This window comes from Bacillus sp. NMTD17, assembly GCF_002998735.1.
Classification (GTDB): Bacteria; Bacillota; Bacilli; order Bacillales; family Bacillaceae; genus Bacillus.
In genome coordinates, this window is the sequence record NZ_PVRH01000003.1 from 227,039 (window position 1) to 240,809 (window position 13,771).

Below are 13,771 nucleotides of genomic sequence, written 5' to 3' on the forward strand. Positions count from 1 at the left end.
GAAAGCAGGAGGATTGTCTAATGGAACACACAACTCAAACGAAAATATTAGTCGTAGATGATGAGGCAAGAATTCGCCGCCTTTTAAAAATGTATTTAGAACGTGAAAATTATGAAATCGATGAAGCAGAAAATGGAGATGAGGCGATTCAAAAAGGACTCCAAACAGATTATGACCTCATTTTACTCGATTTAATGATGCCTGGGACAGATGGAATCGAAGTGTGTAATCAAATTCGAGACAAAAAAGCGACTCCAATCATTATGCTGACGGCAAAAGGAGAAGAAGCCAACCGCGTCCAAGGGTTTGAGGCAGGAACGGATGACTATATCGTAAAACCTTTTAGCCCGCGTGAAGTTGTTTTACGTGTGAAGGCATTGCTCAGAAGATCTTCTCAAACGTCTTATCTCAATACTGGGACAACAACAAAAGATGTACTTGTGTTTTCTCATCTTTCAATTGACCACGATGCGCATAGAGTGACGGCTGATGGCAAAGAAGTCAGTCTCACGCCGAAGGAATATGAGCTTTTATATTTCCTTGCGAAAACACCGGATAAGGTTTATGACAGAGAGAAGCTGTTAAAAGAAGTATGGCAGTATGAATTCTTTGGAGACTTGAGAACAGTCGATACCCACGTCAAACGACTTCGCGAAAAGCTGAATAAAGTGTCACCAGAAGCTGCGAAAAAAATCGTGACGGTATGGGGTGTCGGGTACAAATTTGAGGTCGGCGCTGAATGAAACTGTGGAAAAGTGTCGTTGGAAAGCTATGGTTAACCATTCTCTTCCTCGTCCTGATCGTTTTATCTATTTTAACCGTGCTTCTTTTAGAGTTCATTGAGAATTACCATGTAGAAGAAGCAAAGTCAGATTTAACTCAAATGGCAAACAAAGTAGCGGTCATTTTAGAAAGCCATGAGGATCAATCGCTCGCAAGGTCGATTACATCAGAGCTTGCTGACAAATTGACGAGTATTGCGATTATCCAAGAGGACGGGCTAGAGTGGTATTCGTCTGAAAAAGACGGGAAGCTTCCTGCGATTACAAAGAAACAAATTGAAGCGGACAGTGATTTAAATCAAGCACTAAAAGATCGTAAAAAAATCAGTAAACGTGCAGAACCAAATGCAGGCAATCAGAAAGATGAACGAATTGTCGTCGGTGTTCCATTTGAGGCAAACGGAAAAAAAGGCATGGTCTTTCTTTCTCAATCATTACTCGCTGTAGAACAAACAACGAAACATACGACGCGTTATATCTTCTTAGCAGCCGGAATTGCCATTGTTCTGACCACTATCTTCGCTTTCTTCTTATCAACACGTGTCACCTATCCTCTCAGAAAGATGAGAGAGGGAGCACAGGATTTGGCGAAGGGGAAATTTGATACAAAGATTCCTATATTAACGCAAGACGAAATTGGAGAATTGGCCATCGCCTTTAATCAAATGGGCAAGCAGCTTAAATTCCATATCACAGCCTTAAATCAAGAAAAAGAACATTTGTCCAACATTTTAAGCAGTATGGCCGATGGTGTCATCACCATCAATATTGATGGAACGATTCTCATGACGAATCCTCCTGCAGAACGATTCTTGCAGGCATGGTATTACGAGCAAAATATGAAGATCAAAGATGGAGATGAACTGCCACCAGAAGCGAGAGAACTGTTTCATACAGCCGTCAGCACAGAAAAAGAGCAAATGATCGAAGTCACGCTGCAAGGACGTACTTGGGTTCTTCTCATGTCTCCGCTTTATAATCAGCAGGATGTCAGGGGAGCAGTTGCGGTCCTTCGTGATATGACAGAGGAACGAAGACTTGATAAGCTGAGAAAAGACTTCATTGCCAATGTCAGTCATGAACTTCGTACACCAATTGCCATGCTTCAAGGGTATAGTGAGGCGATTGTAGATGATATTGCAGGCTCAGAAGAGGAAAAGAAAGAGATTGCGCAAATTATCTACGACGAATCACTTCGAATGGGACGTCTTGTGAATGACCTTCTAGATCTAGCGAGAATGGAAGCGGGCCATATTACACTTAATCTTGAATCGACAGATACAGAAGAGTTAACCGAGAAGATTTACCGCAAGTTTCTCGGTATTGCGAAAGAAAAACAAGTTGATCTCACATATGACATTCAAGTGGATGAACCGCACTTTGTACTCGATCCGGATAAGATTGAGCAGGTGTTTACGAATCTCATTGATAACGCCATTCGTCATACACCAGAGGGCGGAGAGGTTCACTTCTCGGTTCAATCGGTGGAAAGCGGTCTGAAAATGGATGTAAAAGATTCGGGAAGCGGAATCCCGGAAGAGGATCTGCCATTTATTTTCGAACGTTTCTATAAAGCGGATAAGGCAAGAACAAGAGGGCGTTCTGGTACTGGGCTTGGTCTTGCGATTGTGAAGAACATCGTAGAGGCGCATCAAGGCTCCATTCATGCACATAGCAAAGCGGGTACAGGTACACACTTTACCTTTTATATTCCGAGAAAAAAGCAGGAACTCGTCTAATCCTGACGAAGAATCTTGTTACATGAGAAACACTTCTTTTCTAAAAAAAGAAGTGTTTTTTTATTTTCATATTTTTAAGGAGAAGTTAAACAAAAAGCCCTTCCCAAATTGTCGAACTTGTAATATATTTGTCATAAAGTTGTAATGTAACGTTTTGTAAGAGTCAATCGACAAAAATAAGTGAACGGAGGGGTTTCCTATGCATGAAACCTTTCAAAAAATATATGATTCGTACCATCAAGATTTGTACCAGTTTTTATTTTATATGGTTAAAGATAAAAATCAGGCAGAGGATCTCGTTCAGGAGGTTTACATCCGGGTACTTCACTCATATAAAACTTTTGAAGGAAGAAGCAGCGAGAAAACATGGCTGTTTTCAATTGCGAGGCATGTGGCGATTGATTGGTTTCGCAAACAGCAAACCATTAGACAACGGGTACTCGGCACGTTTGATTGGGATAAGCAGGATGTAAAGGACCCAGACTTGCTCCCAGACGAACTGGCTGTACAGGATGAAAATGTAAAAGAAATCTATGCCGCACTTGATCATTGCACGATTGATCAACGAGCTGTCATCATTTTAAGATTTATCCAGGGCTACTCAATCATGGAGACGGCAAAGGCGCTAAAGTTCTCGGAAAGCAAAGTCAAAACAACGCAGCACCGAGGCCTGAAAGTGCTCCGAAAACATATGGAGCTTTTGAAGGAGGAGCTAGTGAATGAAAACGAACAGGTCCGATTGGAGCGAAGAACGAATCAAGGTGTTACTAAGTCAGCTTCCAAAGGTGGAGGACAACCGTTCATCTAAGCAGATATACCAGCAGATGCTGATGGCAAGCGGGCAGAAAAAGAAAAGTGCCAAATGGATCGGTCCAGCGGTCGCAACCGTTGTGGTTTTATTTATGGCGTTTTTGATTTCTCCTCATTTATTTCAGCCGGCTGCTCAAGATCATCATAAGCAAGTGGAAACAAGTGCTGACAAAAGTCAGGTGAACGCCACATTAGAGGCGGTCAAACAGACTGATGGGCCCTCACACGTTGTTTCTCGTAAGCAGCAGCAAAAGTATATGACCATTGCATACATAGATGAATCAACCTCTCAGGTAGTTCCAATTAGCATTGAAAAAGAGGATGAGTATGATCATTTGCAGGAAATGATGAACACATATGAGCAGGTGCAGCTGCCTGAAATGACAAAACCTCTTCAATCTTATATTGATATGGTAGATCTTCGAGAAAAAGGAGATACACTCATCTTTCAGTTAAAAAATGATTTGTCCCTCGATACGTTAAAAGAAGCCAACCGGTTTAAAGATATGGTAAAAGAAACGCTAAAATGGAGTAAGTATAAGCAGGTACAGGTCAAGACATCCAAAGGTTCTCAACTTCAATTAGGAGCAAATGGCCGCATTGGAACAATGTCGATTGAGAAACAAACAAAGCACGCTTATTATATTTTAGACAACAAAAGCGGGACTTTTTTAGTGCCTTCAAAAACCCATTATTCTTCGTATGAAGATGCGGTAGAGGCCATGAAGCGGACAAGTGATGCCGGACTTGATCCATTAATTAAAGATGAATCGATTAAAGAAGTGACGACTAAAGGAAAACATGTGACTATCACATTTGGAGCATCAGCGCAATTATCGGACTCAAATGATCATATTCTACTCATTGAAGGTCTGCTGCTCTCAGCGAAAGATTTTGGTTTTACAGAGGTCACCATTCAACAGGCGGGGGCAGATCAAGTTGGTCCATATGAATTAGAAGAACCCATAGAGGTGCCGGCTCTGCCGAATCCAGTTGTTATAAGAGACCGTTAAAGGACGCAAGAAATTGCGTTCTTTTTTGATGTATAGAAAATAGCTTCCTTGCTGTATACTAAGCTGTCATAAAAAGAACCTCAAAGAAGGGGAGTCACTGATGAAAAGGTATTGCTTCATATGTGCCAGCTGTTTTTTGCTGTTGATCTTTTCGCCTTTTGCTCATGCACAGAAAACAAGCGAATGGGTGGAGCCGATAAAAGGAGAAGTCACGGATTTGTTTGGGACAAGAGGTGGCTCGCACAAGGGATTAGATATAGCTGCGCCTGAAGGAGAATCCATATTTGCTGCAAGTGAAGGTGTGGTCTCGCGTTCGTATGTATCTGCTACATATGGAGAGGTTGTGTTTATCCAGCATCCAAATGGATATGAAACCGTCTATGCACATTTACACGAGCGTTTTGTTAAAAAAGGTGACCATGTAGAAGCAGGGCAGCCGATCGGCATTATCGGCAACACAGGGGCTTCTAGAGGCACTCATTTGCATTTTGAGGTGCACAAGGGTAATTGGTCAGTCAGTAAAGAAGATGCGGTAGATCCACTCACAATCATTGCGATGGATCGTTTCCAAGAGCCGGCTCTTCATGTAAACGGGCAAGAAAAAAATACATATCTCATTAAACAAGGAGATACCCTTTGGTCGATTGCAAAGGCGCACGAGATGACTGTGGAACAATTGAAAAAAATCAATGAGCTTACTACTCATCTCATCCGAACGGGAGACCGTTTAATGATTTCAACAAAATAAACCTCATGCAAATGCATGAGGTTTAACATTATTTTTTATAGGTCGATCAGACGGACAGAAAGTATATCTTGCACTTCGGTTAATTCTTTGACAATTTCGTCCTCAAGATGTTTGTCGAAAGAAAGCATCATGATGGCTTCGCCGCCTTTTTCTTTACGTCCTACTTGCATTGTCGCAATGTTGACATCATGGTCGCCTAATATTTGTCCAACCTTTCCAATCACACCAGGTGCATCTGTATGCTGGATGTAGACAAGGTGTCCATCTGGATAAAAATCAATATTAAATCCATTAATGGAAACAACGCGTTCTCCTAAATGCGGGATGTAGGTTGCTTTTAGAGTAAAGGTTGAAAGGTCACCTTTGACTTCAATAGAAATGCTGTTTTCGTAACCAGATTCGCTGGAAGAAATTTTTTCACTAAAGCTAATGCCGCGTTCTTTTGCCACCATCCCAGCATTTACTTCATTTACAGTCGAATCGACGCGTTCTTTTAAAAAGCCTGACAGGAGACTTTTTGTAATAAAGGAGGTTTCGAGTTTTGAAATAGAGCCTTCGTAAGAGATGCTTACTTCTTTTACAGGTTCTCTCATTGATTGAGAGACAAGACGTCCGAGCTTTCCTGCAAACTGATGATAAGGCTGAATCTTTTTGAACTCGTCTTTTGTCATCGCTGGTAGATTAATAGATGACATGACAGGGAGTCCTTTTGCAAATTGAAGTACTTCTTCAGAAACTTGCGCCGCTACATTTAATTGTGCTTCCTTTGTCGATGCGCCAAGATGCGGAGTCGCAATGACGAGCGGATGGTCTACAAGCGGATTATCAGTAGGAGGTTCTACCTCAAATACATCGAGTGCAGCTCCTGCAACATGGCCGTTTTCAAGCGCTTCAAGAAGGTCACGCTCGTCAATAATACCGCCGCGCGCACAGTTCACTAGGCGAACGCCTTTTTTTGTTTTTGCAATTGTTTCTTTATTGAGAAGCCCTCTTGTTTCTTTTGTTAATGGGGTATGTACAGTGATAATATCTGATACTTCGAGTACTTCATCAAGTGACTTGGCATTGACACCAATTTTTTCTGCACGTTCTTTTGTGAGAAATGGATCAAATACGTTTACCGTCATGCCAAATGCTCTTGCACGCTGGGCGATTTCGCTTCCGATTCTGCCAAGTCCAACAATCCCAAGAGATTTTCCATAAAGCTCAGCACCAACATATGCGCCTCTGTTCCATTCTTTTGATTTCACAGAAATATTGGCTTGTGGAATATGACGCATGAGCGAAGAGATCATGGCAAATGTATGCTCAGCTGTTGAGATCGTATTACCGTTTGGTGCATTGATGACAATGACGCCATGCTTGGTCGCTTCATCAATATCAATATTGTCTACTCCCACACCGGCACGGCCGACAATTTTTAATGAAGACATTTTTTCATAAAGCTCTTTGGTCACTTTCGTAGCACTTCTGACAAGTAAGGCATCAAATGTGTGTAATTCATCTTCTGCTTCTGTTACATTTTTTTGGACAATTTCAACAAAATCTGATTCTAAAAGTGGTAAAAGACCATCATTGCTCATTTTATCTGAGACTAATACTCGAAACATCGTAAGATTTCCTCCTAAAATAAACGTCATAAATATCTGATAATTTACCATATTCCTTTTCACTGTGTCAATCAAATTAAAGCAGTAAAGCGAAAAAGAAAACACGAACATTTATTGGTATCTTTATAAAGAATGGACACCTTTAAACAAAAGATAACCAATTTTTGCGCATTTGTCATTATAATTTTTAAGTTTTTTACGATTTCTTAAAACTGATGAAATTGCTCAGGATTTTTATCTGTACAAATGCTCATATATCATATATAATGATGTCGAATTGAATAATGATCAATCTTCGGGGCAGGGTGCAATTCCCTACCGGCGGTGATGAGCATAGTCTCTAAGCCCGCGAGCCTTTTTTGGCAGGATTCGGTGTGATTCCGAAGCCGACAGTATAGTCTGGATGGGAGAAGATGGAGGTTCGTAAACGTTGAAAACATGGTTTTTCACACGTTTATTTGTCTAGCCCAAATTCCCCGCTCCTGTTTTCATGAGCGGTTTTTTTGCGGCTGAAATTGAACAATCCTCTTTTCGAAAGATTTGATCGAAAAGGAGAGAGAATATTGAATCAAAGTAAAGTAAAACGTTTAGTCGTCACCAGTATGCTCAGCAGTATTTCGTTCGTGTTAATTTTATTGGATTTCCCTTTCCCAGGGCTTCCAGCGTATTTGAAAATTGATTTCAGTGATATACCAGCCATTATTGCGATTTTAATTTATGGGCCGGGTGCAGGAATTGCCGTTGAGGCATTAAAAAATGTTCTGCATTATCTCATTCAAGGCAGTATGTCTGGTGTTCCAGTTGGGCAAGTCGCGAACTTCATTGCAGGCACATTATTCATCTTACCAGTTGCCTTTATGTTCAAAAAAATTAAATCAGCAAAAGGGATGGCATGGTCAATGATCATGGGTACATTACTGATGACTGTGATGATGAGCATTTTAAATTACTTCTTATTCCTGCCAGCTTACACATGGTTTTTAAACGCACCTGAACTATCTGATCATGCGCTCAAGACGACCATTACAGCAGGGATCTTACCTTTTAACTTTATTAAAGGAATGATCATTACCATCGTGTTTAGCTTCATTTTTGTGAAAATGCGTCCATGGTTTGAAAATAAACGCCGACTTCAAAATAGTTAATATAAAAAAAGCCCCTGCATAAGGGGCTTTTATACTATTCATGCTTAAGTGGGTCACCCTCGAAAGATTCGTCCGCAACTTTGATTGAGTCAGTTGGACATCCTTCAAATGCATCAAGCATATCTTCTTCAAGTACTTCTGGAACTTCTACAGTCCCTTGGTTGTCGTCAAGCGTAACAAATGCAATGCCTTCATCATCATAATCATAAATGTCTGGAGCAGCTGCACCGCATGCGCCGCAAGCAATACATGTGTCTTTGTCTACAATTGTATATTTTGCCATGTTAAAAAATACCTCCCAGATAGTTCGATGGAACACATGGTTTAACCTTTTTAGTTTCACCGATAAAAAACAATTTCCTCAAACCTTATTGTAATGATTTTAAATTCACATTTCAACTGTAAAGTGATTGAGAATGCTTATCACATAAGGGTTTGTTCATAACTTTCCCCCATAAATTGAGTTTAAACATTTCTTCTTGTATGAAATCTGTTAAAATAAAGGGAGAAAATATTCGAATTTTGTCAGGAAGACAGGTGCTTTGATGAATGACTCTTCATTATTTGGATGTCATGTTAATGGACAGCGTATATAAATTGAACGGCGAACGCTCCATTAGTGCTGTCTACCATCTTTTTAAAGGAAAAAAATCATCACAAACCATACAGGATGCCAGCTTGTTTGAGCTTTCCAGGTACTTCGGCTGTTACCCGGGGTTTACGAGGGATCAGCTGAATCGTTCTGCTTTAAAGCTTGAAGAGAAGCACTACATTAGAAAAAACGATGAGACATTCAGCATCACTGAAGCAGGGCAGCGAATGCTAAACCAGCATTTTTCTGAAAAACCGATGCCCGCTTATTTTCATGGTGCCAAATATCACGATAAAGCAAAGATGCTATGGATGAGGCTCTCTTTACTTGTACAAGTGCTTTCTCACTATATGGCTGGATCGCATCAATATGTTCCAATACAAAGAGATGTCTCGGTTCAAAGCTGGACGAAATCTTTCTTGAAACAGCATCAGCAGAAAAGCAAGCTTTCAGAAGATCTGCATCATGAACTAGAAAAGCTCCTTGTTTGTTTAAGCGATCAAGAGGCACTGATTTTTGTTTATTCATTGACCTCAAATGAACGAATCGGGCGTACGTATCAGCAAATGGCGGAGTGGATGAAAGAAGATGTGTGGTATGTGTACCTGCTTTTTTGGAATGTACTCCATTATTTTATTCAATCTGCCCAAAAAGGTGAGGCACCGATTTTGCAGCAGCTCGTAGGTGACCTTGAATTCAAACGCGTGTTAACAACTTCTACCCATAAAACACTTGAGCTTGTCCAAAAAGGATTTGATATTGAACAGATTGCTCACATTCGTTCACTAAAAAAGGCAACGATCGAAGATCATATCGTGGAGCTGTCGATACATGAGCCAAGCTTTTCAATAGATCCGTATGTGAGTATAGAAGAGCAGCGCGCGATCCTTACTGTAGCCAGGGAGCTTCAAACAAATAAAATGAAGCTGATTAAAGAAAAACTCGAGCATCCATTTACTTATTTTCAAATACGATTGGCACTGACAAGGATGGTGAAAGCAAATGGATAAGCTTCATCAGACGCTCATGCGATACTTTGGCCACGACACATTTAAAGTGGGTCAAGAGGACATTATTCAAAGTGTACTGCATCAAAAAGATACGGTTGCCATGCTGCCTACTGGCGGAGGGAAGTCACTTTGCTATCAAATTCCCGGTTATATGACAGAAGGATTAGTTCTGATTATTTCGCCTCTTTTATCGCTTATGGAGGATCAAGTCGAACGAATGAAAATGCGCGGAGAAAAACGAGTGGCGGCGCTTAACAGCACATTGTCTTTTCAGGAGAGACGACATATCATTCGGCATTTGCTATCATATAAATTTTTATTCGTCGCACCTGAGGCATTAATGTCAGAAGTGCTGCTAGAACAGCTCAAGTCGATGCATATTGGTCTGTTTGTCGTCGATGAAGCGCATTGTATATCAGAATGGGGGCATGATTTCCGTCCTGAATATTCAAAGCTGGGAGAATGGAGAGAAGCGTTAGGTCATCCTGTTGCTTTAGCTCTTACAGCTACAGCAACGAAACAAACGCTAAAAGATACAGTGCAAACGCTAAGATTACAGCATCCTGACTTTCATATTCATTCCGTCAACCGCCCGAACATTGCCTTCGTCAAAGAAGCGCACGAATCGAAAGAAGCAAAAGAGAAACGGGCCATTGAGCTTGCGGACTTCCTGCAAGGACCAGGTCTTATTTATTGCCCGACCCGGCAAATGACAGAAGAGCTTGCACTCTGGATGAAACAAAAAACCAATCAGCGTGTTGAGTTTTATCATGGCGGAATGGATGCAGGAGACCGTATGCTCATTCAGCAGCAATTTATCAGCGGTCAGCTTGATCTCATTTGCTGCACGAGTGCTTTTGGCATGGGAATTGATAAAGCGGATATCCGATTTGTCATTCATATGAGCCCGCCGCAATCGATTGAAGCATTTATGCAAGAGATTGGAAGAGCGGGAAGGGACGGGAAAAACAGTGTGAGCATTCTTTTATATACAGAAGAGGATGCAGATATTCAGCAACACTTGATCCAAGCAGAAGGATTTGACGATCCAGAAATTGATTTCTACTTAGCACAGCTCACACAAATGCAGACAAATGATGAAAAAAAATTACGTGAACGATTAATGGAAACAGGGCTTCAGGAGACCCGTGCAAGAATGCTGACGCATTATTACATGATGCATGAGTCCGAACAGCGCCCGGCAATCCTCATGAATCTAAAAGAAAAATTGCAGGACAGACAAACAGAAAAGCTGAGAAAAGTGTGGCAATTTAAAGAGCGGATCATGGGTCATGACTGCTTTAGACAATCTCTGTTATCATACTTTCACGAACAGCTTAATCAAACAGAGCACGCGTCCTCTGATCATTGCTGCTCTTCTTGCGGACTTGACCTGTCTGATTATGAAAAAAAAGATCAATCATTGGAGCTGAATGAAATGAAACACTGGAAGACCGTGCTGGATCGTATGTTTCATCTGACAAAAGAGGCGCAGCATTGATTGAACAACATCGTCGAATCATTGAAAAATTAACCGATCGACAAGTCGTAGAACAGCTGTATTTCACGCAGCTCCTCATGCTTATCGTTTCTTTTTTACTAGGCATATTTATGTTCGATCAATGGACGGATTTTACAGCACTTTGGCAGATTCATGATATGCGCATTCTGACATATGGAATTGGCGGTGCTTTGCTCGTCATCATTGTGGATGCGATTTTCATGAAGGTGTTTCCCGCTCATATGTATGATGATGGCGGTTTAAATGAAAAGATGTTCAAAAACCGAAGCATCCCGCATATTGTTTGGTTAGCACTACTTATCGCCTTTTCAGAGGAAATACTATTTCGCGGAATCGTTCAACAGCAATTTGGGCTGGAGATTGCCAGCATCGTGTTTGCGCTTCTTCACTTTCGCTATTTATCAAAAATACTCTTGTTTATCCTCGTGGTTTCCATTAGTATTTTTTTAGGACTTTTATACGAGTGGACAGAGAATTTATTTGTTCCTGTCATGACTCATTTTGTCATTGACTTAGTCTTTGCTTGTCAAATTCGTTTGAAATATAAGGGGAGGGATGAACATGGAAGAAATGTCGAGAATGCAGAGAAAGAAGGAGCAGCTGACAAACAACCATGACGACGATGTAGAGGAAATTCTTGAAGAAAAAGTACATCCTTCTGATGACTCTCACTTTCCTACACGAGAAGACTTTCATGAATATAAGAAGCAGCGCACGAAAAAAGTGCGCAATCCTTTGTTTACGACATTGGCTATTATCTTTCCTATCATCGTCATCACTGTTTTCTTTCTATTGATCTATTACACATCAAAGGAAATCAACGATAATAACAATCAAGGTGTATACATCGATAAAACCTCAAGTGCTGACACAGACCCAGTTCCGTCAGCACTTGTCGAAACAAAAAATGACGCTAGCGATGATAAAGCGGATGCGTCTGATGAAGAGAAGAAAAAGAAAGATGAAGAAAAAGAAAAGCAGCGATCAAAAGAAAAAGCAGAGCAGAAGAAAAAAGAAAAAGCTGCTAAAGAGAAAGAAGAGCGTGAAAAAGCCGCAGCTGCGAAAAAGCGTGAACAGCAGCAGCTCGCACTGCAAAAACAACAAGAAGAGAAAAAACGAAAAGAAGCCGAAGAGAAAAAGAAGCAGGAAAAAAAGCCGGTTCGTGTCGTACAGCACACTGTGGGCCCAGAGGAAAACCTGTATCGAATCTCGATGAAATATTACAAAAACCGATCGGGTGAAGAGAAAATTAAAGCCTATAATCATTTAAATGGGAGCAGTGTATACAGTGGTCAAGTACTCAACATTCCATTGGAAAACTAATTACCTGACATGATCGAATGAAAAAGCACATACATATGTAGAAAAAAGGGACAGGGTGTATGTGATGACATTGCACGTAATCAGCCGCTATATGGATCAGCCGACACAGAAAATGATGGAAACGTTGATCAAAAGAAAGCACAAATATGAGGGCTTTGCTAAGCAGTGCAAAAGATGGCAATGGACAGCCCTATTGTCGCTGGCGATTCTTTTGTTTTATTTTGTAATAACGGCAAATAAGGGAGGCTCTCTTCAGCCGGAAGCGATGATTGCAACACTGCTTGGTCATGAGATCTTTCTATTTTGGATAATGGCTGAGGTGTTTGCTTTTTACGCATCTTATTACTATAAGAAAAAAGAGGAAAAGGCTGAGGATGAATATCATCGGCTTAGATGTGAGATTATACAAAAAAGCACAGACTTATGGCCGCAATCAGACCAGTGGAAAGAGCGTGAAGCGGTTTTTCACTATATGCAGAAGCAATATGACATTAATCTCTATTATGAAAGTAAATAAATGTGTAAAAAGACGTTTTAATAGTTGAAACGTCTTTTTTCATTCAAGCGTCTTATGAACGAAACATATGCAAGGGAGCCATTTATGATGAAATATGCGATCGGATTTACTGCCGCCATTGCGGCTGTTACAACAGGTGTGTGTGTAACGGCAAAAATGGTGAAAACGGCAAAACAAAACAACATCAAAAAGCATTACTTTACAATAGAAGCGCTTCAATCAGATCGACCAGCAGTGATTTTCTTTATTTCTGATACACACCGGCGTCTTATTAGTGACTCATTATTAGCAGAAGTCACACAAGAAGAACCAGATGTCATTATGGTAGGCGGGGACTTAGCAGAAAAAGGTGTACCCTACGCCAGGATTGAAGAAAATGTGAAACGTTTATCAAGAATTGCGCCCGTTTATTTTGTTTGGGGAAATAATGATCATGAGCTGCACCAGCAGAAGTTTAAAGAGATACTTCATGCATATGATGTCACGACTCTGCAAAATGAAACGGCTGTGTGGGATTTCGAAGGCCAGCCAATCAAAGTTGGAGGTATCGATGATATTCGGCTTGAAAAGGCGGATTATGAAGCGATACGGCCTGAGTTTGTGAAAGATGAAGTGAATATTCTCTTATCACACAACCCAGATGTACATCATTTGATGAGTGAAGAAGAGGGAATCGACCTTGTTCTGAGCGGTCATACGCATGGAGGTCAGATCCGAATCGGAAAATTTGGTCCGTATGAAAAAGGAAGAACAGGTCAGGTCAAAGGCGCGTTTTTTCTCATTAGTAATGGCTATGGAACAACAAAGATTCCAATGCGTCTCGGGGCAGAACCAGAAACCCATCTGATCTATTTAATGCCTGTAAAAACGCGATGACTTGCTGCACCCTCAATATTTTCCATAAAAGTCACCGTAAGCATAGCTTCATGCTTGTCTTCCGTCTTGACACAGTGTAAACTG

14 protein-coding genes and 1 riboswitch are annotated in these 13,771 nt (G+C 40.9%); of the genes, 12 read left to right on the top strand and 2 right to left on the bottom strand.

All coding sequences use genetic code 11. The features are described from left to right. Nucleotides 1-20: 20 nt before the first annotated feature. The 5 genes from C6347_RS10820 (at nucleotide 21) to C6347_RS10840 (ending at nucleotide 5,092) form a co-directional block, all read left to right on the top strand. Nucleotides 21-743 carry a response regulator transcription factor gene (locus tag C6347_RS10820; RefSeq protein ID WP_003215596.1) on the top strand — a complete coding sequence of 241 codons (723 nt, stop codon included), beginning with the start codon at nucleotides 21-23 and terminating at the stop codon, nucleotides 741-743. Then, nucleotides 740-2,521, top strand: coding sequence for an ATP-binding protein (locus C6347_RS10825; protein WP_060596757.1), 1,782 nt, complete (start codon nucleotides 740-742; stop codon nucleotides 2,519-2,521). Before C6347_RS10820 ends, C6347_RS10825 begins: the two co-directional genes overlap by 4 nt. Before the next feature lie 199 nt (nucleotides 2,522-2,720). Further along, nucleotides 2,721-3,329 (top strand): RNA polymerase sigma factor SigX, encoded by a 609-nt coding sequence (gene sigX, locus C6347_RS10830; RefSeq protein WP_034318821.1) that lies wholly within the window; start codon nucleotides 2,721-2,723, stop codon nucleotides 3,327-3,329. Then, nucleotides 3,241-4,344: a sigma X negative regulator gene (locus tag C6347_RS10835; RefSeq protein ID WP_106031048.1), complete on the top strand. Its 1,104-nt coding sequence runs from the start codon at nucleotides 3,241-3,243 to the stop codon at nucleotides 4,342-4,344. Before sigX ends, C6347_RS10835 begins: the two co-directional genes overlap by 89 nt. Before the next feature lie 100 nt (nucleotides 4,345-4,444). Next, the gene (locus C6347_RS10840) at nucleotides 4,445-5,092 is read left to right on the top strand and encodes a M23 family metallopeptidase (RefSeq protein ID WP_034661114.1); all 648 of its coding nucleotides are present in this window, start codon (nucleotides 4,445-4,447) and stop codon (nucleotides 5,090-5,092) included. A gap of 35 nt (nucleotides 5,093-5,127) precedes the next feature. On the opposite strand, the gene serA is transcribed toward C6347_RS10840, so the two are convergent. Continuing rightward, the gene (gene serA, locus C6347_RS10845) at nucleotides 5,128-6,702 is read right to left on the bottom strand and encodes a phosphoglycerate dehydrogenase (protein WP_106036832.1); all 1,575 of its coding nucleotides are present in this window, start codon (nucleotides 6,700-6,702) and stop codon (nucleotides 5,128-5,130) included. 287 nt (nucleotides 6,703-6,989) lie between these two features. Next, nucleotides 6,990-7,121, top strand: a riboswitch (FMN riboswitch). 144 nt (nucleotides 7,122-7,265) lie between these two features. Between serA and fmnP the strand changes: the two genes are divergently transcribed. Next, nucleotides 7,266-7,847, top strand: coding sequence for a riboflavin transporter FmnP (gene fmnP, locus C6347_RS10850; RefSeq protein ID WP_106036831.1), 582 nt, complete (start codon nucleotides 7,266-7,268; stop codon nucleotides 7,845-7,847). Between the two features lie 34 nt (nucleotides 7,848-7,881). Here fmnP and C6347_RS10855 read toward each other — a convergent pair whose 3' ends face one another. Next, nucleotides 7,882-8,130: a ferredoxin gene (locus C6347_RS10855; protein WP_003215700.1), complete on the bottom strand. Its 249-nt coding sequence runs from the start codon at nucleotides 8,128-8,130 to the stop codon at nucleotides 7,882-7,884. Nucleotides 8,131-8,396: 266 nt separating this feature from the next. Here C6347_RS10855 and C6347_RS10860 point away from each other — a divergent pair, with 266 nt between their 5' ends. The 6 genes from C6347_RS10860 (at nucleotide 8,397) to C6347_RS10885 (ending at nucleotide 13,687) form a co-directional block, all read left to right on the top strand. Beyond that, on the top strand, nucleotides 8,397-9,449 hold the full coding sequence (locus C6347_RS10860) for a YpbB family protein (RefSeq protein WP_060596756.1): 1,053 nt from the start codon (nucleotides 8,397-8,399) through the stop codon (nucleotides 9,447-9,449). Further along, nucleotides 9,442-10,950 (top strand): RecQ family ATP-dependent DNA helicase, encoded by a 1,509-nt coding sequence (locus tag C6347_RS10865; RefSeq protein ID WP_106071638.1) that lies wholly within the window; start codon nucleotides 9,442-9,444, stop codon nucleotides 10,948-10,950. The genes C6347_RS10860 and C6347_RS10865 overlap by 8 nt, the downstream gene beginning before the upstream one ends. Continuing rightward, nucleotides 10,947-11,588 (top strand): CPBP family intramembrane glutamic endopeptidase, encoded by a 642-nt coding sequence (locus tag C6347_RS10870; RefSeq protein ID WP_060596754.1) that lies wholly within the window; start codon nucleotides 10,947-10,949, stop codon nucleotides 11,586-11,588. Before C6347_RS10865 ends, C6347_RS10870 begins: the two co-directional genes overlap by 4 nt. After that, nucleotides 11,533-12,294 carry a LysM peptidoglycan-binding domain-containing protein gene (locus C6347_RS10875; RefSeq protein ID WP_106039215.1) on the top strand — a complete coding sequence of 254 codons (762 nt, stop codon included), beginning with the start codon at nucleotides 11,533-11,535 and terminating at the stop codon, nucleotides 12,292-12,294. The genes C6347_RS10870 and C6347_RS10875 overlap by 56 nt, the downstream gene beginning before the upstream one ends. Nucleotides 12,295-12,358: 64 nt before the next feature. Then, complete coding sequence (locus C6347_RS10880; RefSeq protein WP_060596753.1) at nucleotides 12,359-12,811, top strand: DUF2663 family protein; 453 nt, start codon at nucleotides 12,359-12,361, stop codon at nucleotides 12,809-12,811. An 87-nt stretch (nucleotides 12,812-12,898) separates the two neighbouring features. After that, nucleotides 12,899-13,687, top strand: coding sequence for a metallophosphoesterase (locus C6347_RS10885; protein WP_034661982.1), 789 nt, complete (start codon nucleotides 12,899-12,901; stop codon nucleotides 13,685-13,687). Nucleotides 13,688-13,771 lie beyond the last annotated feature (84 nt).

Coding starts and splice junctions, on each gene's coding strand:
- C6347_RS10885 (WP_034661982.1), top strand. CDS start 12,899: ATGAAATATGCGATCGGATTTACTGCCGCCATTGCGGCTGTTACAACA.
- C6347_RS10865 (WP_106071638.1), top strand. CDS start 9,442: ATGGATAAGCTTCATCAGACGCTCATGCGATACTTTGGCCACGACACA.
- sigX (WP_034318821.1), top strand. CDS start 2,721: ATGCATGAAACCTTTCAAAAAATATATGATTCGTACCATCAAGATTTG.
- C6347_RS10880 (WP_060596753.1), top strand. CDS start 12,359: ATGACATTGCACGTAATCAGCCGCTATATGGATCAGCCGACACAGAAA.
- serA (WP_106036832.1), bottom strand. CDS start 6,702: ATGTTTCGAGTATTAGTCTCAGATAAAATGAGCAATGATGGTCTTTTA.
- C6347_RS10835 (WP_106031048.1), top strand. CDS start 3,241: ATGAAAACGAACAGGTCCGATTGGAGCGAAGAACGAATCAAGGTGTTA.
- C6347_RS10820 (WP_003215596.1), top strand. CDS start 21: ATGGAACACACAACTCAAACGAAAATATTAGTCGTAGATGATGAGGCA.
- C6347_RS10825 (WP_060596757.1), top strand. CDS start 740: ATGAAACTGTGGAAAAGTGTCGTTGGAAAGCTATGGTTAACCATTCTC.
- C6347_RS10875 (WP_106039215.1), top strand. CDS start 11,533: ATGGAAGAAATGTCGAGAATGCAGAGAAAGAAGGAGCAGCTGACAAAC.
- C6347_RS10840 (WP_034661114.1), top strand. CDS start 4,445: ATGAAAAGGTATTGCTTCATATGTGCCAGCTGTTTTTTGCTGTTGATC.
- C6347_RS10860 (WP_060596756.1), top strand. CDS start 8,397: ATGACTCTTCATTATTTGGATGTCATGTTAATGGACAGCGTATATAAA.
- C6347_RS10855 (WP_003215700.1), bottom strand. CDS start 8,130: ATGGCAAAATATACAATTGTAGACAAAGACACATGTATTGCTTGCGGC.